The sequence below is a fragment of the Bradyrhizobium sp. UFLA06-24 genome (genome assembly GCF_054967145.1).
Genome location: NZ_JADFUE010000060.1, coordinates 1 through 20,435 on the forward strand (window position 1 = coordinate 1; position 20,435 = coordinate 20,435).

Here is a 20,435-nt window from a genome sequence, read left to right on the forward strand (position 1 = left end):
GCGCTTGACGGTCTGGCCTTCCTTGATCTCGCGGTCGGCGCCGAAAATAACGACACCGACGTTGTCGGTTTCGAGGTTCAGCGCCATGCCGCGGGTGCCGTTCTCGAACTCGACCATTTCACCGGCCTGGACGTTGTCCAGACCGTAGACGCGGGCGATACCGTCGCCGACGGACAGCACCTGTCCGACTTCGGAGACTTCAGCTTCCTGGCCGAAATTCTTGATCTGGTCCTTGAGGATCGCGGAAATTTCCGCGGCGCGGATGTCCATCAGCCTGCCTCTTTCATCGCGTGCTTGATCGAATTGAGTTTGGTGCGAAGCGAACTATCCACCATGCGGCTGCCAAGCTTCACGACGAGGCCGCCGATGATCGAGGGATCGATCTTCACGTTGAGCGCGACGTCCTTGCCGGTCACCGACTTCAGGGCAACCTTGAGGGCATCGAGATTCTTGTCCGACAGCGCTTCCGCCACCGTCACATCCGCGGTCGCCTCGCCCTTGAACCTGGCAACGAGGGCGCGATAGGCGCGGATGACGTCAGCCACCGCGAACAGGCGACGGTTGGCGGTCAGCACCTTCAGGAAATTAGCGGAGATGCCCGCGATACCGGCCTTGTCCAGCACGGCCCCGAGGGCCTTGGACTGGGCGTCGGCCGCAAAGACCGGGCTGCGGACGAGGCGCTTCAGATCGACGCTCTCGTTCAGCAGAGCCTCGAACTTGTCGAGGTCGGCCTTGACCTCGTTGACCACTTTCTGGTCGCGGGCCAGTTCAAACAAGGCCGTTGCATAACGGCCCGACACACCTGAAACGGACGTATCTTCTGCAGCCACAGACGCGCTCTTTGTGCTGTCAAATTCGCAAGGGAAAAACCGTCGCCACAACGCGGCGCCTAGCGATCCAAGCCCTTGGAATTCAAGCGGGACTTCGATTTTCGACCGGCACGGGAAGTGCCGGGCTCGTTAAAATCGCGGCTTTGCTAACATAGCAGGCGCGCAGGTGCAACATGACGCCAAATTAAAGGCACGACCTTCTGTCGCCAGTTCGTCGCACTTTGCGACAGCTTCGCAGCGATCGATGCCGCGACCTTCCATGTCACGGAACCGCCGCGAGTGTTACCGGCAGGTCGACGACCATTCGTTCCCGCCCTCAGCGCATGGCGGCTATGAACACGTCTCGCTGAGCCGTGACCGGCTCTGCCCGCCGAATACTTACCGAATTCTAAACGCCGGCAGCTATGACTTCGATCTACAGTATTGGCAAGTAATACTGTGGTTAAAGATTCGTTAAAGCGAAATATTACGGAACATCCGCCGATTATCGATTCCGGTCACAAGATATTTCAGCGGGACACATACCGGATTTACTGCCCAATTCATGCCTCATTGGGAATCGAAACGCCAACCCGCTCACAAACTGATGGGGGCTCCACTAGCCACATATGTGGCAATACTATCGTAGGGACCACTAAATGCTGTCTTTGAAGACGCTGGGCACCGTGACCCGGCCGCGTACGGCGATCGCTTTCGTCGCTGCAACTCTCGTCATCGGTGGAACTGCCACCGAAGCTTCCGCCAAATCGAGGCATCACCGGTACTCTCACCATCATCACCGCCATCAAGCCCAGGACGATTCCAACGCGACCTTCGGTTGGCGCAACGCCAATGCGTCGATGACGCCGTCGCAGGGCACGGGCCGGACCTTCTCCGGCATGGCTTCGTATTACGGCAACGAGTCCGGCAGCCGCACCGCCTCGGGTGCGCGCTTCAACCAGAACGCCCTCACCGCCGCGCACCGCTCCCTGCCGTTCGGCACCAAGCTGCGCGTCACCCATGGCGGCCAGAGCGTCATCGTCACCATCAATGACCGTGGCCCGTTCGTGCGCGGCCGCGTGCTCGACCTCTCCACCGGCGCTGCCCGCGCCATCGGCCTCACCGGTGCCGGCGTCGGCCGCGTCACCGCGGAAGTCGTCTCCTAACGGCGTTTCGTGCGCCTGATCTCACACGCGTAGTTTCCATCGGTTTGATGCGCGCGTGAAACAAGCCCGTGGTCTTGGGGGACCACGGGCTTTTTTGTTTGGCCAGCGCCCTCAATGTCCGTCATTCCGGGGCGCGCATAGCGCGAGCCCGGAATCCATCAGGCGACAGAGTTTGGGGGATCAATGGATTCCGGGTTCATGCTTCGCATGCCCGGAAGGACAGAGAGCTACAAAAAGCTCTGCGGATCGACGTCCACTTCCAGCTTCTGGTTGCCTGATGGCTTCGGGCACACCGCCAGCCAGTTGCGCAGATAATCCGACAGATCAAAACCTCGCGCCGATTTCACCAGGATGCGGAAGCGGTAACGGCCCTTGATCACGGCGAGCGGGGCTTCCGCGGGGCCCAGCACCACCACGCGCTCGTCGCGCGGCGCCAATGCAACGAGCTTGCGGCCGAGGCCCTCGGCGCTCGGACGATCGCCGGCCGAGATGATCAGGCTCGCGAGCCGGCCGAACGGCGGATAGAGCGTTCTCTCGCGCAGATCGATCTCGCTGTCGTAGAAGGCCTCGCGGTCGCAGGCGATCAGCGCCTTCATCACGGGATGATCGGGCTGATGCGTCTGCAGATAGCCGACGCCGCGGCCCTGCTCGCGGCCGGCGCGGCCGATCACCTGGTTGAGCAATTGCCAGGTGCGTTCCGCCGCGCGCGGATCGCCGTTGCTAAGGCCGAGATCCGCATCGACCACGCCGACGAGATTCAGCCGCGGGAAATTGTGGCCCTTGGCGACGAGCTGCGTGCCGATGATGATGTCGACGCGGCCTTCCGCGATCTCGGCGAGCTCGCTGCGCATCGTCTCGATCGAGGTGATGAGATCGCTCGACAGCACCATGGTGCGCGCTTCGGGGAAGAGCGCGGCCGCCTCCTCCTGCAAGCGCTCGACGCCGGGGCCGACCGCGACCAGCGATTCCTCCGCCGCGCAATGCGGACAGGTGGACGGCCGCGGCATCGAAAAACCGCAGTGATGGCAGACCAGGCGCTGGCGGAAACGATGATCGACCAGCCAGGCGTCGCAGATGGTGCAGGCGAAGCGATGGCCGCAGGCACGGCACAAGGTCAGCGGCGCATAGCCGCGGCGGTTGAGAAACAGCAGCGCCTGCTCGCGCTTTTCGATCGCCCCCCTGATCTCGCCGGCCAGCCGCGGCGAGATATAGCGGCCGCGCGCCGGCGGCTCGCGGCGCAGATCGATCGCCTCGATATGCGGCATGTGCTGGCCGCCGAAGCGCGAGGGCAGCGCGACGCGCTGATAGCGGTTCTTGCGCGCATTGACTTCGGACTCGACCGATGGCGTGGCGGAGGCCAGCACGATCGGGATTTTTGCGATATGCGCGCGCACTACCGCCATGTCGCGGGCATGATAATGCACGCCCTCGTCCTGCTTGTAGGCCTGGTCGTGCTCTTCATCGACGACGATGAGGCCGAGATCGGCATAGGGCAGAAACAGCGCCGAGCGCGCGCCGACCACGACCGGCGCGGTGCCTTCCGAGATTGCGGCCCAGTTGCGCGCGCGGGTGCGCGGCGTGAGCTCGGAATGCCACTCGATCGGGCGCACGCCAAAACGCTGCGCGAAGCGATCCAGGAACTGGCCGGTCAGCGCGATCTCCGGCATCAGGATCAACGCCTGTTTGCCGCGGCGTACGGTCTCCGCCACCGCCTCGAAATAGACCTCGGTCTTGCCGGAGCCGGTGACGCCGTCGAGCAGCGCGACGTGGAAGGTGCCGTTGGCCGCGAGCGCGCGCATCGCATCGACGCCGGCTCGCTGCAGCGGCGAGAAATCCGGACGGCCGAACTCCGGATCGGGGCGCGGTGGCGGAGGCGGCGGCGGCATCGGCTCGACCGTCAGCGTGCCTTCGTCGACGAGGCCGTCGATCACGCCGGCCGAGACGCCGGCCTCCTTGGCGGCTTCGGACTTGGCGTGCAGCAGCCGGTCCGACAGCACCTCGATGACGCGCTGCCGCGCCGGTGTCAGCCGCCGCGGCGGATCGCCGGTCAGGCGAACGCCCGCGCGCACCCGCTCGGGGACGAGGTTCTCGCCCATCCGCAGGCACATGCGCAGCACCATGCCGCGCGGGCTCAGCGTGTAATTGGCGACCCAGTCGACCACCTGGCGCAGCTCGCCCTTCAGCGGAGAAATATCGAGCTTCTCGCTGACTTCCTTCAGGCGGTTGTGCAGGCGCGGATCGGGATTGGCGTTATCTCGCCAGACCACGGCGAGCACCTCGCGCGCGCCGAGCGGCACGCCGACGAGATCGCCCGCCTTCAGCTCCATGCCGCGGGGCACCTTGTAGGAATAGGTCTGGTCGAGCGCGACCGGCACCAGCACGTCAACCATGCCGGTCGCGTTGGTGGGGACGGCGTTGCTGCGCGACGTGTGATCCATGAGCGGAGAATCGGAACCTTGCGGGACTGAAGGCTAGCGCGCCGTCGGCAGCTTAGCGAACAGTAAACCTGTGGGATGCGATATACTGTGCGGAATCATCTAGTCCAGAGCGCATGAGCAAAGCCGCCGCCCCCACAATCGAGCTCGCCAGCGCCGATCCCTCGATCGCGCAGGAGATGGCGCGCTGGCTGTCGCATCTCGGCGCCGAGCGGCGGCTGTCGCCGAAGACGCTGGAAGCCTATGGCCGCGACTTGCGACAGTGCCTGGACTTCCTCAGCAATCATTGGGGCGAGCGCGTCACGTTGGAGCGCTTCGCTGCGCTCGAAGCCACCGACGTGCGCGCCTTCATGGCGATGCGCCGCGCCGACGAGATTGCCGGCCGCTCCTTGATGCGCGCGCTCGCCGGCCTGCGCTCGTTCGGCCGCTTCCTCGAGCGCGAAGGCAAGGGCAAGGTCGGCGCGCTCTCCGCGATCCGGGCGCCCAAGGTGGCAAAGAGCCTGCCGAAGCCGCTGCCGATGGCGTCGGCCAAACGTCTCGCGGACGCCGACGAGCGCGCCGGCGAGGAACGCGAGACCTGGATCCTGGTCCGCGACGCCGCCGTGATGGCGCTGCTCTATGGCTCGGGCCTGCGCATCTCCGAGGCGCTCGGCCTAAAGCGCCGCGAGGTGCCGAAATCAGGCGAAGGCGACGTGCTCGTCGTCACAGGCAAAGGCAACAAGACCCGCATGGTGCCGGTGCTGCAAAACGTGCTGGCGCTGATCGACGAATATGTCGCGATGTGCCCGCATGCGCTCCCCGCCGATGGGCCGATCTTCGTCGGCGCGCGCGGCGGACCCTTGAGCCCGCGCATCATCCAGCTGGCGATGGAGCGGCTGCGCGGCGCGCTGGGGCTGCCCGACAGCGCCACCCCGCACGCGTTGCGGCACTCCTTCGCGACGCATCTCTTGTCGCGCGGCGGCGACCTGCGCGCGATCCAGGAATTGCTCGGCCATTCCTCGCTCTCGACCACGCAAGTGTATACCGGCATCGATTCCGAGCGATTGCTGGAGGTCTATGCCAGCGCGCATCCAAGGCGCTGAAGGGGACGCCGATTCCTGACATCAAGCTGTCATAGCGTGCTTGTCCGCGCGCATGCCTCTTGCGCGGGCCGCGCGGTTCGGTCAATCGTTGCGGAACCGAGACAGGAGGGATTTCATGAGCGCACACGAAAGCATGGAGCACGCCGAGCATGCCGAGCACGCATCGGGCGAGAACAAGAAGATCGCCCTTCTGATCGCGGTGCTGGCGCTGTTTCTGGCGATCTCGGAAACGCTCGGCAAGGGTGCGCAGACCGAATCGATCAGCAAGAATGTCGAGGCCGCCAATCTCTGGGCCTTCTTCCAGGCCAAGAGCGTCCGCCGCACCGTGGTGCAGACCGCCGCCGAGCAGGGCAAGCTGACACTGGGTGCTGCCTCCGACGACGCCATGAAGGCGGCCGTGCAGAAGCAGATCGACGACTGGACCAAGACCGCACAGCGCTACCGCTCAGAGCCCGAGACCGGCGAAGGCACCGAGCAGCTCGCGGAGAAGGCCAAGCACGCCGAACACGAGCGCGACGAGGCGACCGCGAAATATCATCACTTCGAGCTCGCGTCGGCCGCCTTCCAGATCGGCATCGTGCTGGCGTCGGCCACCATCATAACCGGCATGATCGCGCTCGCCTATGTCGGCGGCCTGCTGACCCTCGCCGGCATCGTCATGACCGCGCTCGGCCTGTGGTGGCCGCATCTGCTGCATTTGCATTGAGGCGACGAGCCGCTACGCGTACCGCTGTCATGCCCCGGCTTGAGCGGGGCAACCAGTACGCCGCGGCGTCCCAGTTCAATCACAATCGTCTCTGAAATACTGGATTGCACGCTTTCGCGGGCAATGACAGCGAGTATATGGCGAGGACAGCGCGCAAGCAGCCGGCAGCTCAGCGCGCCTCGTGCACGCTCTTGCGGAAGCGCTGGATCAAGCGGAACGTGCGCGAGGACCAGCCCTCGCGATTGCCTTTGATCAGCTCGCGGATGCGGCGCTTGACCGGCTCGACCAGCGCGGTGGCCTTGGCGCGAAGCCTCAAGACCAGCTCATAGAGCCGCTCGAACCAGTGCATCTCCAGGAGCTTGTCGCGCGTGACGTCGAACACGAAGGCGGTGACGCCGACGCCGAGCATCTTGGCGAACAGGATCGTGAAGACGGCGCTGGTCCAGTATTCGTGCGTGAGCAGCCACAGGCCGACCAGCTTGAGCGGAAACAGCGGGATGATCGGAACGGCGAAGACGATCAGCGTCATCGCCGGCGAGAGTGCATCGACGCGGTCCGACAGCCACGCCTTGAACCGGGCAAGCGGGATCAGTGCGACGACCTTGGCAACGATCGGCTCGAGATGGTCCCACAGCCAGGCTTCGATCAGGAAGATGATCGCCAGCAGGACCCAGACCGGTTGAAGAAGGCGGCGCAGCATGTGATGTCCCGCCCGATTCGGCTCTGGGCACGAACCTACATATGGATGGCCCGCTTGCCGACTGCAAGCGCGGCTTCCTTGACGGCCTCCGAGCGGGTCGGATGCGCGTGGCAAGTGCGGGCGAGATCTTCCGCGCTGCCGCCGAACTCCATGAGAACGCAGGCCTCGTGGATCATTTCGCCGGCTTCGCGGCCGATGATGTGCACGCCGAGCACGCGATCGGTCTTCGCATCTGCGAGAATCTTCACGAAGCCGTCGGTCGTCTGGTTGACCTTGGAGCGGCCGTTGGCGGTAAAGGGAAACTTCCCGACGGTATAAGCCACGCCCGCCTGCTTCAGCTCCTCCTCGGTCTTGCCGACGGAGGACACTTCCGGCGTGGTATACACGACCCCCGGGATTACGTCGTAATTCACGTGGCCGGCCTGACCGGCGATGATCTCCGCAACCGCAACACCCTCGTCCTCGGCTTTGTGGGCGAGCATCGGGCCGGCGACGACGTCGCCGATGGCATAGACGCCCTTCAGGCTGGTGGCGAAATGCGGGTCGATCTGCACGCGGCCGCGCGCGTCGAGCGCGACGCCGGCTTCCTTCAGGCCGAGCCCATCCGTGTACGGCACGCGGCCGATGCAGACGAGCACGACGTCGGCCTCGAGCGTCTCGGCCGCGCCGCCGGCGGCGGGCTCGATCGTCGCCTTCAGCGTCTTGCCCGAAGTGTCGACCGCGGTGACCTTGGCCCCCAGCTTGAACGCAAAGCCCTGCTTCTCGAGGATGCGCTGGAATTGTTTTGCAATCTCGCCGTCCATGCCGGGCAGGATGCGATCGAGGAATTCGACCACGACGACTTCGGCACCTAAGCGATGCCAGACCGAGCCGAGCTCGAGGCCGATCACGCCGGCGCCGACGATCAGCAGCTTGCCGGGGACCTTGTCCAGCGACAGCGCACCGGTCGAGGAGACGATGCGCTTCTCGTCGATCTCGATGCCCTTGAGGCGGGCGATATCGGAGCCGGTGGCGATCACGATGTTCTTGGTCTCGATCACCTGCGACTTGCCGTCGGCGGAGACCTCGACCTTGCCGGTGCCAAGGATCTTGCCGGTGCCCTTGAGCACGTCGACCTTGTTCTTCTTCATCAGGAACTCGACGCCCTTGACGTTGCCGTCGATGCCCTGCTGCTTGAAGTTCATCATCGCCGGGAGATCGAGCTTGGGCGCGGACACCGACACGCCCATCTTGGCGAAGGAGTGCGCGGCTTCCTCGAACATCTCGGAGGCGTGCAGCAGCGCCTTCGAGGGCATGCAGCCGACATTGAGGCAGGTGCCGCCGAGGGTTGCGTTCTTTTCGACCACGGCGACCTTCATGCCGAGCTGGCTGGCGCGCACCGCGCAGACATAACCGCCAGGTCCGGTGCCGATGACGACGAGATCGTAGGTAGCCATGAGAGAAAGTCCCGTAAGGTTTAGCGTGATGAGGTGTCAGCGTCCACGCGGCGCGTCAGCGTCCGCCGGACACATCGAGAATGGCTGAGGTGACGTAGGAGGCCTCGTCCGACATCAGCCAGACGATGGCATTGGCGATTTCGTCCGCGGTGCCGACGCGCTTCATCGGCACCAGATGGGCCAGCCGATGATGCCGATCGGGCTCGCCGCCGGAGGCGTGGATGTCGGTGTCGATCAGGCCGGGACGGATCGCGGCGACGCGGATACCTTCGGCTGCGACTTCATAGCCGAGCCCGATGGTGAAGGAATCCACCGCGCCCTTGGACGCGGCATAGTCGACATAGGTGTTGGGCGCGCCGAGCTTGGCGGCGACCGACGACAAATTGACGATGACGCCGCCCTTGCCGCCGTGCTTGGTCGACATCCGCTTCACCGCTTCGCGCGCGCAGAGGATGGAGCCGGTGACGTTGACCGCCAGCACGCGCTGGATCCGTTCGGCCGACATCTCGTCGACGCGCACGCCGCTTTGGCCGACGATGCCGCCATTGTTGACCAGTGCGCCGAGGGGGCCGAACTTGTCGGCTTCCCTGAACAGATTGAGGATGTCGGCTTCCTCGGCGACATCGCATTTCACCGCGATCGCCTTGCCGTCGCTGGCCGCGATCTGCGCAACGACCTCGTCGGCGGCCTTCTTGTTGCTGGCATAGCCGACCACAACGCGATAGCCGCGCGCGGCCGCCGCAATCGCGGTCGCCCGTCCGATGCCGCGGCTGCCGCCGGTGATGACAACGACCTTATCCGTCACGTCAGCCTCCATGGTTCGACACGCGCCGCCGCTGATATCGCGACGGCGCTCGCAGAGCGTCAGGAATCAGAGATCGAGCACCAGGCGCGCCGGATCTTCCAGGCTCTCCTTGACGCGAACCAGGAAGGTGACGGCTTCCTTGCCGTCGATCACGCGGTGATCGTAGGACAGCGCCAGATACATCATCGGGCGGACCTCGATCTTGCCGCCGACGACCATCGGACGCTCCTGGATCTTGTGCATGCCGAGGATGCCCGATTGCGGCGCGTTCAGGATCGGCGTCGACATCAGCGAGCCGTAGATGCCGCCATTGGTGATCGTGAAGGTGCCGCCCTGCATCTCGTCGATCTTGAGCTGGCCGTCACGGGCGCGGCGGCCGAAATCGGCGATGCTCTTCTCGATGTCGGAGATCGACTTGTGGTCGCAGTCGCGCACCACGGGCACGACGAGACCCTTGTCGGTGCCGACGGCGACGCCGATGTGGTAGTAGTTCTTGTAGATCAGATCGCTGCCGTCGATCTCGGCGTTGACGGCCGGGATGTCCTTCAGCGCCTGCACGACGGCCTTGGTGAAGAAGCCCATGAAGCCGAGCTTGGCGCCGTGCTTCTTCTCGAACGCGTCCTTGTAGTGGGCACGCAGCGCCATCACGTTGGTCATGTCGACCTCGTTGAAGGTCGTCAGCATCGCCGCTGTGTTCTGCACGTCCTTGAGGCGGCGCGCGATGGTCTGGCGCAGCCGGGTCATCTTGACGCGCTCTTCGCGGGCGGCGTCATCGGCCGGCGACGGCGCGCGAACCTGCACGGCAGCAGCGGGCTGGTTGACCGGGGTCGGCGCGGAGGCCGCACGCTCGATCGCAGCAAGCATGTCGCCCTTGGTGACGCGGCCGTCCTTGCCCGAGCCCGGAACGGTCGACGAGTCGACGCCGGTCTCGGCCGACAGCTTGCGCACGGACGGCGCGAGCGGGGCATCGGCCGGCGGCGCCTTCGCGGCAGCCGGAGCAGCCGCGGCGGGAGCCGGAGCAGCAGCGGGCTTGGCGGGCGCGGCCGCAGGCTTCGCGGCGCCGGCACCGTCGGTGATCTGGCCAAGCAGCGCACCGACCGCAACGGTCGCGCCATCGGCGGCGATGATCTCGCTCAGCGTGCCCGCGGAGGGCGCCGGGACTTCGATGGTGACCTTGTCGGTCTCGAGCTCCACCAAGGGCTCGTCGACGGCGACGGGATCGCCGGCCTTCTTGAACCAGCGGCCGATGGTGGCCTCGGTGACGGATTCGCCGAGCGTCGGCACACGAATTTCAGTCATGGTCTTTTCCTCAAGGAGATCGCTTGTGCGGTCTTGAATTCAGATGTCATCGCCCGCCCCGGTGCGGAATCGCGCACAGGGCGGGGTATGACGAGGTCCTAAAAAAACTTCAGCTCAATGCTTCGTCCAGGAACGCCTTCAGCTGCGCCTGATGCTTGGACATCAGGCCCGTGGCTGTCGCGGCGGAAGCGGCGCGGCCGACATAACGCGGACGCCGGCTCGCGCCGTTCACCTGGTTCAGCACCCATTCCAGATAGGGCTCGATGAAGTGCCAGGCGCCCATGTTACGCGGCTCTTCCTGGCACCAGATCACTTCGGCCTTCTTGAAGCGGGACAGCTCGGTCACCAGTGCCTTCAGCGGCACCGGATAGAGCTGCTCGACGCGCATCAAATAGATGTCGTCGATGCCGCGCTTCTCGCGCTCCTCGTAGAGGTCGTAATAGACCTTGCCGGAGCAGAGCACGATGCGGCGGATCTTGTCGTCCGGGACAAGCTTGATGGCCTCGTCCGGCAGCATCTGGGCGTCATCATAGAGGATGCGGTGGAAGGTCGTGCCCTTCGCCAGCTCTTCCAGACGCGACACCGCCCGCTTGTGACGCAGCAGCGATTTCGGCGTCATCATGATCAGGGGTTTGCGGATCTCGCGATGCAGCTGCCGGCGCAGCACGTGGAAGTAATTCGCCGGCGTGGTCGGATAGACCACCTGCATGTTGTCTTCCGCGCACATCTGCAGGTAACGCTCGAGGCGCGCCGAGGAGTGCTCCGGTCCCTGGCCTTCATAGCCGTGCGGCAACAGGCAGACGAGACCGGACATGCGCAGCCATTTGCGCTCGCCCGAGGAGATGAACTGGTCGAACACGACCTGTGCACCGTTGGCGAAGTCGCCGAACTGGGCCTCCCAGAGGGTCAGCGTGTTCGGCTCGGCGAGCGAGTAGCCGTATTCGAAGCCGAGCACCGCTTCTTCCGACAGCAGCGAGTTGATGACCTCGTAATGGCCCTGCTCGTTGCCGAGATGGTTGAACGGCGTGTAGCGGCTCTCGTCTTCCTGGTCGATCAGCACCGAGTGGCGCTGCGAGAAGGTGCCGCGCTCCGAATCCTGTCCGGACAGGCGGACATGGTGGCCTTCCCCGAGCAGCGTGCAGAAGGCCAGCGCTTCGCCGGTCGCCCAGTCGATACCGTTGCCGCTGTCGATCGCCTTGGCGCGGTTGTCGAGGAAACGCTGGATGGTGCGGTGAACGCGGAAACCATCCGGCACCTTGGTGATCTTGCGGCCGATGTCCTTCAGGAGCGGCAGGTCGACGCCGGTGACGCCGCGGCGCGCATCCTCTTCCTGGTCGGCGATCTTGAAGCCCGCCCATTTGCCGTCGAGCCAGTCGGCCTTGTTCGGCTTGTAGGAGGTGCCGGCCTCGAACTCGGCGTCGAGCCGGGCGCGCCAATCGGCCTTCAGCTTGTCGACCTCCCCCTCGGTGACCACGCCTTCGGCGACCAGGCGCTTGGCGTAGAGCGTGAGGGTCGAGGGATGGGCGGCGATCCGCTTGTACATCACCGGCTGGGTGAATGCCGGTTCGTCGCCCTCGTTGTGGCCGTAGCGGCGATAGCACCACATGTCGATGACGACAGGCTTGTGGAACTTCTGCCGGAATTCGGTCGCGACCTTGGCGGCAAACACGACGGCTTCCGGATCGTCGCCGTTCACGTGGAAGATCGGCGCGTCGATCATCTTCGCCACGTCGGACGGATAGGGCGAAGAGCGCGAGTAACGAGGATAGGTGGTGAAGCCGATCTGGTTGTTGACGATGAAGTGCACGGAGCCGCCGGTGCGGTAGCCCTTCAGGTCCGACAGGCCGAAGCATTCTGCAACCACGCCCTGACCGGCAAACGCGGCGTCGCCGTGCATCAGAAGCGGCATCACGGAGATGCGCATGTCAGGCGGATCGCCGTGCTGGTCCTGCTTGGCGCGGACCTTGCCGAGCACCACGGGATCGACGATCTCGAGATGCGAGGGGTTGGCGGTCAGCGACAGATGGATGCGGTTGCCGTCGAACTCGCGGTCCGAGGAGGCGCCGAGGTGATACTTGACGTCGCCCGAGCCTTCGACCGCGTCGGGATTGGCCGAGCCGCCCTTGAACTCGTGGAACAGCGCGCGGTGCGCCTTGCCCATCACCTGCGTCAGCACGTTGAGGCGGCCGCGATGCGGCATGCCCAGCACGATTTCCTTCACGCCGAGATTGCCGCCGCGCTTGATGATCTGCTCGAGCGCGGGGATCAGGGCTTCACCGCCGTCGAGGCCGAAGCGCTTGGTGCCGGTGAACTTGGTGTCGCAGAACTTTTCGAAGCCCTCGGCCTCGACCAGCTTCATCAGGATGGCGCGCCGGCCTTCGCGGGTGAACGAGATTTCCTTGTCCGGCCCCTCGATGCGCTCCTGGATCCAGGCCTTCTGAGCGGCATTGCTGATATGCATGAACTCGACGCCGAGCGTCTGGCAATAGGTGCGCTCGCAGATCGCGGTGATCTCGCGCAACGTGCCGTATTCGAGCCCGAGCACGTGATCGAGGAAGATCTTGCGATCGAAATCGGCTTCCGTGAAGCCGTAGGTGCGAGGATCGAGCTCTTCGCGGTTGCGCTGGGCCTCGATGCCGAGCGGATCGAGCTTGGCGTGGAAGTGGCCGCGCATGCGGTAGGAGCGGATCAGCATCAGCGCGCGGACGGAATCGCGCGTCGCCTGGAGCAAGTCGGCGGAGGAGAGCGCAGCACCCTTGGCTTGTGCCTTGGCGGCGATCTTGCCGCCGACCGTCTTCTCGACCTCGGCCCAGTTGCCGTCGAGCGCGGAGGTCAGGTCGTCCTGCGGCATCAACGGCCAGTTATCCCGCTCCCAGGACGGGCCTTCCGCGTTCTTGCTGATGTCAGCAGGGGCGTCGTTCAGGCTCTTGAAGAACTCCTGCCACTCGGCGTCGACCGAGGAGGGGTCCTTCTGGTAACGGGCGTAGATTTCGTCGATGTAGGTGGCGTTGGTGCCCTGCAAGAATGATGACAGGGCAAAGGCTGCGTTCGCGTCCTGGCGAGACATACTGGGTTCCTGGCGATTTCGGTTCGCGCATAACAAACGGCGCTGGCGCCGAGCTCCCCCGACAAGGGCTCGACGCGACAGGCACCCTTTACCCTATTTGCTGCGAAACTTCGCCCGGAAAAGTGCGAAGAAGTGAATTAGCCTTTCAACTTTTCGGCAAGCGTATGGCCGAGACGGGCGGGCGACGGAGACACTGTAATCCCTGCCGATTTCATCGCCTCGGTCTTGGAACCGGCATCGCCCTTGCCGCCCGAGATGATCGCGCCGGCATGGCCCATGCGGCGGCCGGGAGGTGCGGTGACGCCAGCGATGAAGCCGACCATCGGCTTCTTGCGGCCGCGCTTGGCCTCGTCCTTGAGGAACTGGGCGGCGTCCTCCTCGGCGGAACCGCCGATCTCGCCGATCATGATGATCGACTCGGTCTTGGGGTCGGCCAGCAGCATTTCCAGGACGTCGATGAACTCTGTGCCCTTGACCGGGTCGCCGCCGATGCCGACCGCCGTGGTCTGGCCGAGGCCCTCCTGCGAGGTCTGGAACACGGCTTCATAGGTCAGCGTGCCCGAGCGGGAGACGATGCCGACCGAGCCGGTCTTGAAGATGTTGGCGGGCATGATGCCGATCTTGCACTCGCCGGCAGTCATGACGCCCGGGCAGTTCGGCCCGATCAGACGCGACTTGGAGCCGATCAGCGAGCGCTTCACGCGCACCATGTCGATGACCGGAATGCCTTCGGTGATGCAGACGATCAGCGGGATCTCGGCGTCGATGGCTTCGCAGATTGCATCCGCCGCGCCCGGCGGCGGCACGTAGATCACCGACGCATCGGCACCGGTCTTCTCGCGCGCCTCGCGCACGGTGTCGAACACCGGCAGGTTCAGATGGGTCGAGCCGCCTTTGCCGGGCGAGGTGCCGCCGACCATCTTGGTGCCGTAAGCAATCGCAGCCTCGGAATGGAAGGTGCCGTTCTTGCCGGTGAAGCCCTGGCAGATGACCTTGGTGTTCTTGTCGATCAGGATGGACATGAGGTCTGCTTTCGCGAAACTAACGGAGTGAGAGGTCAGTGGATGCGGCGATAGACGCCGGTGAGCACGTCGGCCCAGCCTTCCGCATCCGGCGAGAACTGGATCTTCAACGAGTAGGAATCGGCGTCGATGATCTCGTAGACGTGGCGCGCATTGCCGCGGAGCGAGCCGCGCACCAGCGTCAGGGTCTTGCCGACCCAGCCGCCGGAGGCGGGCGAGGGCGGCGTGTAACCGAGCGAATCGTACCAGAACAATTTGTAGGTCCGGTCGTCGCGGTCGAAGGTGAAGATGCCGTGGGTGGCGAAGCTCTGCTTGCCCTCGCGCACCTGGACCGTGTCCTGGATCAGATAGAATCCATTGAGATCCATGCGCGCGACCACATGCGAGGTCGCAGGCCCCCCTTCCGTCCAGCGCGACGGAAAGACCGTCTCTTCACCATTCCATTCGCCGGCGAACGCGGCGAGACGCGCATGCTCTGCAAGTGGAGATGATGCGGAGAGATGGTCCTGGGCCATGGCCTTAGCCTCCCTTGACGGCCTTCACGATCTTCTGCGCGGCGTCGTCGAGATTGTCGGCGGGCACCACGTTCAAGCCGGATTCACGGATGATCTTCTTGCCGAGTTCGACATTGGTGCCTTCGAGGCGAACCACCAGCGGCACGCTGAGGCCGACCTCGCGCACGGCGGCCGTGACGCCCTCGGCGATCACGTCGCACTTCATGATGCCGCCGAAGATGTTGACCAGGATCCCCTTCACGTTGGGATCGGCGGTAATGATCTTGAACGCTGCGGCGACTTTCTCCTTGCTGGCGCTGCCGCCGACGTCGAGGAAGTTCGCCGGCGCCATGCCGTAGAGCTTGATGATGTCCATCGTCGCCATGGCGAGGCCGGCGCCGTTGACCATGCAGCCGATGTTGCCGTCGAGGGTGACGTAGTTGAGGTCGTATTTCGACGCTTCGATTTCCTTGGCGTCTTCCTCGGTCTCGTCGCGCAGCGCGACCACTTCGGGATGACGGAACAGCGCGTTGTCGTCGAACGACACCTTGGCGTCGAGTACGCGGAGCTGGCCCTGCTTGGTCACGACCAGCGGGTTGATCTCCAGCATCGACATGTCCTTGGCGACGAAGGCCGCATAGAGCTGCGCGGTGAGCTTCTCGGCCTGCTTGGCGAGATCGCCGGAGAGCTTCAGCGCCTTGGCGACGGTACGGCCGTGATGGCCCATGATTCCGGTGGCGGGATCGACCGAGAAGGTCACGATCTTTTCGGGCGTGTTGTGCGCGACGTCCTCGATGTTGACGCCGCCTTCGGTCGAGACGACGAAGGAAACGCGCGAGGTCTCGCGGTCGACCAGGATCGAGAGATAGAATTCCTTGTCGATGTCGGAGCCGTCCTCGATGTAGAGGCGGTTGACCTGCTTGCCGGCGGGGCCGGTCTGGACGGTCACCAGCGTCGCGCCCAGCATCTGCTTGGCGAATTCGGCAACCTCAGCGGTCGACTTGGCGATGCGGACGCCGCCCTTGTCGCCGGCCGAGGCTTCCTTGAACTTGCCCTTGCCGCGGCCGCCGGCGTGGATCTGGCTCTTCACCACATAGACCGGACCGGGCAGCGCCTTGGCGGCGGCTTCCGCGTCGCTCGCTTGAAGGACCGGAACGCCCTTGGAGATCGGCACACCGAACTCACCCAGCAGCGCCTTGGCCTGATATTCATGGATATTCATATGGTCGCTCCCTGAACCCGCGGGCGGTGACCCCTCAAGGCCCACCTCAGTCTTGTGGCTGGCATACCATATACCACAGGAACTGCAACCCGGATTCTTTCACATCGGAAATCTCGGATCCGGCCCCCATCCCGGTCAGCCGGGGTCCGGAAATGAAACCGCCGAAGACCGGGTTTCGATCTTCGGCGGGGAATTGTCGCGCTTAGCGGCCGAGAAGATCGGGTGCGATCTTCTTGCAGGCGTCGACCAGGCCCTGCACCGCGCCGACCGACTTGTCGAAGGCTTCGCGGTCCTTGCCGCCGAGCTCGATCTCGACGACACGCTCGACGCCCTTGGAGCCGATCACGACCGGCACGCCGACATACATGTCCTTCACGCTGTATTCGCCGTTCAGGTACGCGGCGCAGGGCAGGACGCGCTTCTTGTCGCGCAGATAGCTCTCGGCCATCGCGATGGCCGAAGCGGCCGGAGCGTAGAACGCCGAGCCGGTCTTGAGCAGATTGACGATCTCGGCGCCGCCGTTGCGGGTGCGGTCGACGATCTCGTCGAGACGCGCCTGCGAGGTCCAGCCCATCTTGACGAGGTCGGGCAGCGGGATGCCGGCGACGGTGGAGTACTTCACCAGCGGCACCATGGTGTCGCCATGGCCGCCGAGCACGAAGGCGGTGACGTCCTCGACGGAGACGTTGAATTCGTCGGCCAGGAAGTAGCGGAAGCGCGCGGAATCGAGCACGCCGGCCATGCCGACGACCTTCTTGTGCGGCAGGCCGGAGGCCTTCTGCAGCGCCCAGACCATCGCGTCGAGCGGGTTGGTGATGCAGATGACGAAAGCGTCGGGAGCGTACTTCTTGATGCCCGCACCGACCTGCTCCATGACCTTGAGGTTGATGGAGAGAAGGTCGTCGCGGCTCATGCCGGGCTTGCGCGGCACGCCGGCGGTGACGATGCAGACCTTGGCGTTGTCGAGCGCCTCGTAGGAGTTGGCGCCGGTGTAGTTCGCGTCGAAACCGTCGACCGGCGAGGACTGCGCGATGTCGAGCGCCTTGCCCTGCGGCACGCCTTCGGCGATGTCGAACATCACGACGTCGCCCAGTTCTTTGAGGCCGATGAGGTGAGCCAGCGTTCCGCCGATTTGACCGGAGCCAATCAAAGCAATCTTGTCGCGCGCCATGTGAACCTGTCCTTTAGACACGTAAGGAGGGGAAAACTGAGACGGGTGGTTATCCCTTTCGCCTCCCCCGTTCAAGTCGCCGGATGCCCATTTGTCGGGCTTGCCGCGATCGCAGCCAGCATACCCCGTCTGTCATTCCGGGATGCGCCGACAGGCGCAGGCCCGGAATCGATCGGCCGGCAGAGTTCGAGACGCGATGGCTGTCGGGCTGGCGCTTCACGCGGCCCGGAATGACAGCGCTGGCAAATAGGACTTAAGTCTCCACCAACCCCTTGGTGGAGCCGCTGGCGGTGGAATCCTTGCGGCCGTGAGGCAGCGCCAAATACGATTCCGAGCTCATCTCGATCAGGCGCGAGGCGGTCCGCTTGAACTCCATGGCCTCAACGCCCTCGGTGGCGAGATAGAGCGAGATCGGGTTGGCGTCCGCGGAGGCCATCAGCTTCACGGCATTGTCATAGAGCGTGTCGATCAGCGTGATGAAGCGCTTGGCCGCGTTGCGCCGGGAGAAGTCCATCACTGGAATATGGTCGACCAGGATGGTGTGATAGTCGTGCGCCAGCCTGAGGTAGTCGGATGCACCGAGCGGCTTCTCGCAGAGATCGGCAAACGCAAACCGCGCCACGCCATGGGCCGCGCACGGCACGTGCAGGGTGCGGCCCTTGATCTGGATGTCGTGCGACTTGCATTTGGCGTTGCCGGTCATCTTCGCCCAGGCACGGTCGAGCGCGGCGTCGGCATCGCCGTCCGCCGGTGTCAGCCACATCGGGACGCCCTGCAGCTTTTCCAGCCGGAAGTCGGTGCGCGCATCGAGGCGCGAGACGTCCATGTGCTCGGTGATCTGCTTGATGAAGGGCAGGAACAGCGCGCGGTTCAAACCGCCCTTGTAGAGATCGTCAGGCGCGACGTTGGAGGTCGCGACCACGACGGTGCCGAGCTCGAACAATTTGGCAAACAGACGTCCGAGGATCATCGCGTCGGCGATGTCGGTGACGTGGAATTCGTCGAAGCAAAGCAGCCAGCTTTCCTCGAAGATCGCGTTCGCCGTCAGCGCGATGACGTCGCCGTCGGGGATCTGTCCGCGCGCGATGCTCTGGCGATAATCGTAGATGCGCTCGTGCACGTCGGCCATGAATTCGTGGAAATGCGCGCGGCGCTTGTGCTCGACGTCAGAGTGATGGAAGAACAGATCCATCAGCATGGTCTTGCCGCGACCGACATCGCCGTGGATGTAGAGCCCGTGCGGCGCCTCATCCTTGTCGCCGCTGAAGAGGCGGGCGAGCAGGCCCTGCTTGCGCTTGGGGCTATAGTTCGCGAGCCGCAGATCGAGCGCGGCATAGGCCTCGGCGACTTCGGCCTGCGCGGCGTCGGGCTCGATCGCGCCGGACGCGATCTGGGCCTGGTATGCATCGCTGAAGGAGGAATTCGGGGTGGAGAGCATCGCCCTTTACCGCCAGAGACCGGCGGAAATTGCAAGCCGTCAATTGGTGCGGGGCGCTATGCGCTTTCTTCTCGCTCGCCCCGCTCTTGCGGGCAGAGGGTTGGGGTGAGGGGCCTCTCTCAACGCGTGAGATCGTCGTGAGACCTGTACCCGCTCACCCGGATTGCAGAGCAATCCGACATCTCCCTGCGAGCGGGGAGAGGTGAAGAAGAGATCACTCACACAGCTCATAGGCGTCCTCAACCACGTACGGGCCGCCGCCGGTCGATGCGCGCGAGGAGAACAGCACGAAGCGCTCCGCCGTGAACGCCTTGCTCGGGAAGTAGCCGCGGATCGAGAGATAGTCGGCGACGTCGCGGTCGGAGGCGTCGTGCAGCCGGGCCAACGTGACGTGCGGGATGTATTTGCGTCCCTCCGGATCGAGGCCGATCCGCTGCATCATGCGTTCGAGCTCGGCCTGCAATTCCATCAGCGGCTTGCTCGGCGCGATGGTGGCGACCACCGCGCGCGGTTTGCGGCCGCCGAAGCTCGTCAGCCCCTGCACCTTGACCTCGAACGGCTTGCGGTCGACGCGAAACAGCATCGATGCGATCTCGTTGGCGGAGGCGCCGTCGATATCGCCGATGAAACGTAACGTGACGTGATAATTTTCGGGATCGATCCATCGGGCGCCGGGAAGGCCGCCCCGTAAGTTGGAAAGCGACTGGCCGATCTCGGCCGGAATTTCCAGACCAGTGAACAAACGCGGCATCGTTTCGCACTCCCGATGCTTGGCTACGGCCCCACGAAGCAGAACCATATCCAAATTAGAGCCGGCGACGAATCACCGGTACCCTGATTCCTATCGCAGTTGTGTGACTCTGCGAAGCAGCGTGCGCTTCACCCCGGGAAAACCCTGGGAGTTAGGGTTAGCGCTGCCCGTTTTTCAACGCGGATGCTCGTTGATGGTGCCAATGAATGCCTCCACGGTGGGCAGCATCTTGCCAACGACGATGTCGACGCCTTCAGCGGTCGGGTGAATGCCGTCGGCCTGGTTGAGCCTGGCGTCGGCCGCGACGCCGTCGAGGAAGAACGGATAGAGCGGCACGTCGAACTGCTTCGCCAGATCAGGATAAATCGAATTGAAGCGCGCGCCATAATCGGCGCCGAAATTCGGCGGCGCCAGCATGCCACACAGCATCACGGCGATCTTGCGCGCCTTGAGACGCTGAACGATGTCGGTCAGCGCCGCCCGCGTCAAGTCGGGATCGATGCCGCGCATCGCGTCGTTGGCGCCGAGCTCGACGATCACGCCGTCGGTTCCGTCGGGCACCGACCAGTCGAGCCGGTCCCGCCCGCCGGACGAGGTGTCGCCGGACACGCCCGCGTTGGTCATCTCGACCTCTATACCCTTGGCCTGCAAGGCTTTTTGAAGCTTGGCCGGGAACGCCTCCTGGGCCGGAAGACCAAGACCCGCGCTCAAGGAATCACCGAGGACGACGAGCTTGACCGGTTTTGTCGTCTCGGCCCAAGCCGGACGGGCGAGCGTCATCAAAGCGAGCATCAACACGGCTATGTGCATGAACAATCCGTAACGCCTCTCG

At 64.5% G+C, this 20,435-nt stretch carries 18 protein-coding genes; 3 read left to right on the forward strand and 15 right to left on the reverse strand.

All coding sequences use genetic code 11. The annotated features are described in order from the left end of the window. Both IF809_RS31065 and IF809_RS31070 read right to left on the reverse strand, forming a co-directional pair. On the reverse strand, positions 1 to 270 hold a 270-nt coding region (locus IF809_RS31065), incomplete at its 3' end, for an HAS-barrel domain-containing protein (RefSeq protein ID WP_462839442.1). Beyond that, positions 270 to 830, reverse strand: coding sequence for a F0F1 ATP synthase subunit delta (locus IF809_RS31070; protein WP_462839443.1), 561 nt, complete (start codon positions 828 to 830; stop codon positions 270 to 272). The genes IF809_RS31065 and IF809_RS31070, both read right to left, overlap by 1 nt. Before the next feature lie 638 nt (positions 831 to 1,468). On the opposite strand from IF809_RS31070, the gene IF809_RS31075 reads away from it, so the two are divergent. Further along, the gene (locus IF809_RS31075; protein WP_128963408.1) at positions 1,469 to 1,975 is read left to right on the forward strand and encodes a septal ring lytic transglycosylase RlpA family protein; all 507 of its coding nucleotides are present in this window, start codon (positions 1,469 to 1,471) and stop codon (positions 1,973 to 1,975) included. Between the two features lie 227 nt (positions 1,976 to 2,202). Here IF809_RS31075 and IF809_RS31080 read toward each other — a convergent pair whose 3' ends face one another. After that, the gene (locus tag IF809_RS31080) at positions 2,203 to 4,413 is read right to left on the reverse strand and encodes a primosomal protein N' (protein WP_462839444.1); all 2,211 of its coding nucleotides are present in this window, start codon (positions 4,411 to 4,413) and stop codon (positions 2,203 to 2,205) included. A gap of 113 nt (positions 4,414 to 4,526) precedes the next feature. On the opposite strand from IF809_RS31080, the gene IF809_RS31085 reads away from it, so the two are divergent. Both IF809_RS31085 and IF809_RS31090 read left to right on the forward strand, forming a co-directional pair. Next, on the forward strand, positions 4,527 to 5,492 hold the full coding sequence (locus IF809_RS31085) for a tyrosine recombinase XerC (protein WP_462839445.1): 966 nt from the start codon (positions 4,527 to 4,529) through the stop codon (positions 5,490 to 5,492). A 115-nt stretch (positions 5,493 to 5,607) separates the two neighbouring features. After that, the gene (locus IF809_RS31090; protein WP_128963405.1) at positions 5,608 to 6,198 is read left to right on the forward strand and encodes a DUF4337 domain-containing protein; all 591 of its coding nucleotides are present in this window, start codon (positions 5,608 to 5,610) and stop codon (positions 6,196 to 6,198) included. 169 nt (positions 6,199 to 6,367) lie between these two features. Here the strand turns inward: IF809_RS31090 and IF809_RS31095 are convergent, their stop codons facing one another. From IF809_RS31095 to IF809_RS31150, 12 genes are all read right to left on the reverse strand, one after another. Then, a complete protein-coding gene (locus tag IF809_RS31095; protein WP_453981364.1) occupies positions 6,368 to 6,898 on the reverse strand; it encodes a hypothetical protein in 531 nt (176 codons plus the stop codon). Positions 6,899 to 6,933: 35 nt separating this feature from the next. Further along, on the reverse strand, positions 6,934 to 8,334 hold the full coding sequence (lpdA, locus tag IF809_RS31100; protein ID WP_453994173.1) for a dihydrolipoyl dehydrogenase: 1,401 nt from the start codon (positions 8,332 to 8,334) through the stop codon (positions 6,934 to 6,936). Between the two features lie 55 nt (positions 8,335 to 8,389). Next, positions 8,390 to 9,151, reverse strand: a complete 762-nt coding sequence (locus IF809_RS31105) for an SDR family oxidoreductase (RefSeq protein WP_462839446.1) — start codon at positions 9,149 to 9,151, stop codon at positions 8,390 to 8,392. A 54-nt stretch (positions 9,152 to 9,205) separates the two neighbouring features. Further along, positions 9,206 to 10,438, reverse strand: coding sequence for a 2-oxoglutarate dehydrogenase complex dihydrolipoyllysine-residue succinyltransferase (gene odhB / locus IF809_RS31110; protein WP_462839447.1), 1,233 nt, complete (start codon positions 10,436 to 10,438; stop codon positions 9,206 to 9,208). 109 nt (positions 10,439 to 10,547) lie between these two features. Beyond that, positions 10,548 to 13,505: a 2-oxoglutarate dehydrogenase E1 component gene (locus IF809_RS31115; RefSeq protein WP_462839448.1), complete on the reverse strand. Its 2,958-nt coding sequence runs from the start codon at positions 13,503 to 13,505 to the stop codon at positions 10,548 to 10,550. Between the two features lie 137 nt (positions 13,506 to 13,642). Beyond that, entirely contained in the window at positions 13,643 to 14,527 is an 885-nt protein-coding gene (gene sucD / locus IF809_RS31120; protein WP_188104566.1) for a succinate--CoA ligase subunit alpha, read from the reverse strand. A 35-nt stretch (positions 14,528 to 14,562) separates the two neighbouring features. Further along, positions 14,563 to 15,042, reverse strand: a complete 480-nt coding sequence (locus IF809_RS31125) for a DUF1579 family protein (RefSeq protein WP_128963398.1) — start codon at positions 15,040 to 15,042, stop codon at positions 14,563 to 14,565. A 4-nt stretch (positions 15,043 to 15,046) separates the two neighbouring features. Beyond that, a complete protein-coding gene (gene sucC / locus IF809_RS31130) occupies positions 15,047 to 16,243 on the reverse strand; it encodes an ADP-forming succinate--CoA ligase subunit beta (RefSeq protein WP_453981359.1) in 1,197 nt (398 codons plus the stop codon). 202 nt (positions 16,244 to 16,445) lie between these two features. Beyond that, positions 16,446 to 17,414, reverse strand: coding sequence for a malate dehydrogenase (mdh, locus tag IF809_RS31135; protein WP_128963396.1), 969 nt, complete (start codon positions 17,412 to 17,414; stop codon positions 16,446 to 16,448). 253 nt (positions 17,415 to 17,667) lie between these two features. Then, the gene (gene zapE / locus IF809_RS31140) at positions 17,668 to 18,852 is read right to left on the reverse strand and encodes a cell division protein ZapE (RefSeq protein WP_128963395.1); all 1,185 of its coding nucleotides are present in this window, start codon (positions 18,850 to 18,852) and stop codon (positions 17,668 to 17,670) included. 214 nt (positions 18,853 to 19,066) lie between these two features. Next, positions 19,067 to 19,603 carry an RNA 2',3'-cyclic phosphodiesterase gene (gene thpR, locus IF809_RS31145; RefSeq protein WP_128963394.1) on the reverse strand — a complete coding sequence of 179 codons (537 nt, stop codon included), beginning with the start codon at positions 19,601 to 19,603 and terminating at the stop codon, positions 19,067 to 19,069. A gap of 174 nt (positions 19,604 to 19,777) precedes the next feature. Continuing rightward, the gene (locus tag IF809_RS31150) at positions 19,778 to 20,413 is read right to left on the reverse strand and encodes an arylesterase (RefSeq protein WP_164938960.1); all 636 of its coding nucleotides are present in this window, start codon (positions 20,411 to 20,413) and stop codon (positions 19,778 to 19,780) included. Positions 20,414 to 20,435 lie beyond the last annotated feature (22 nt).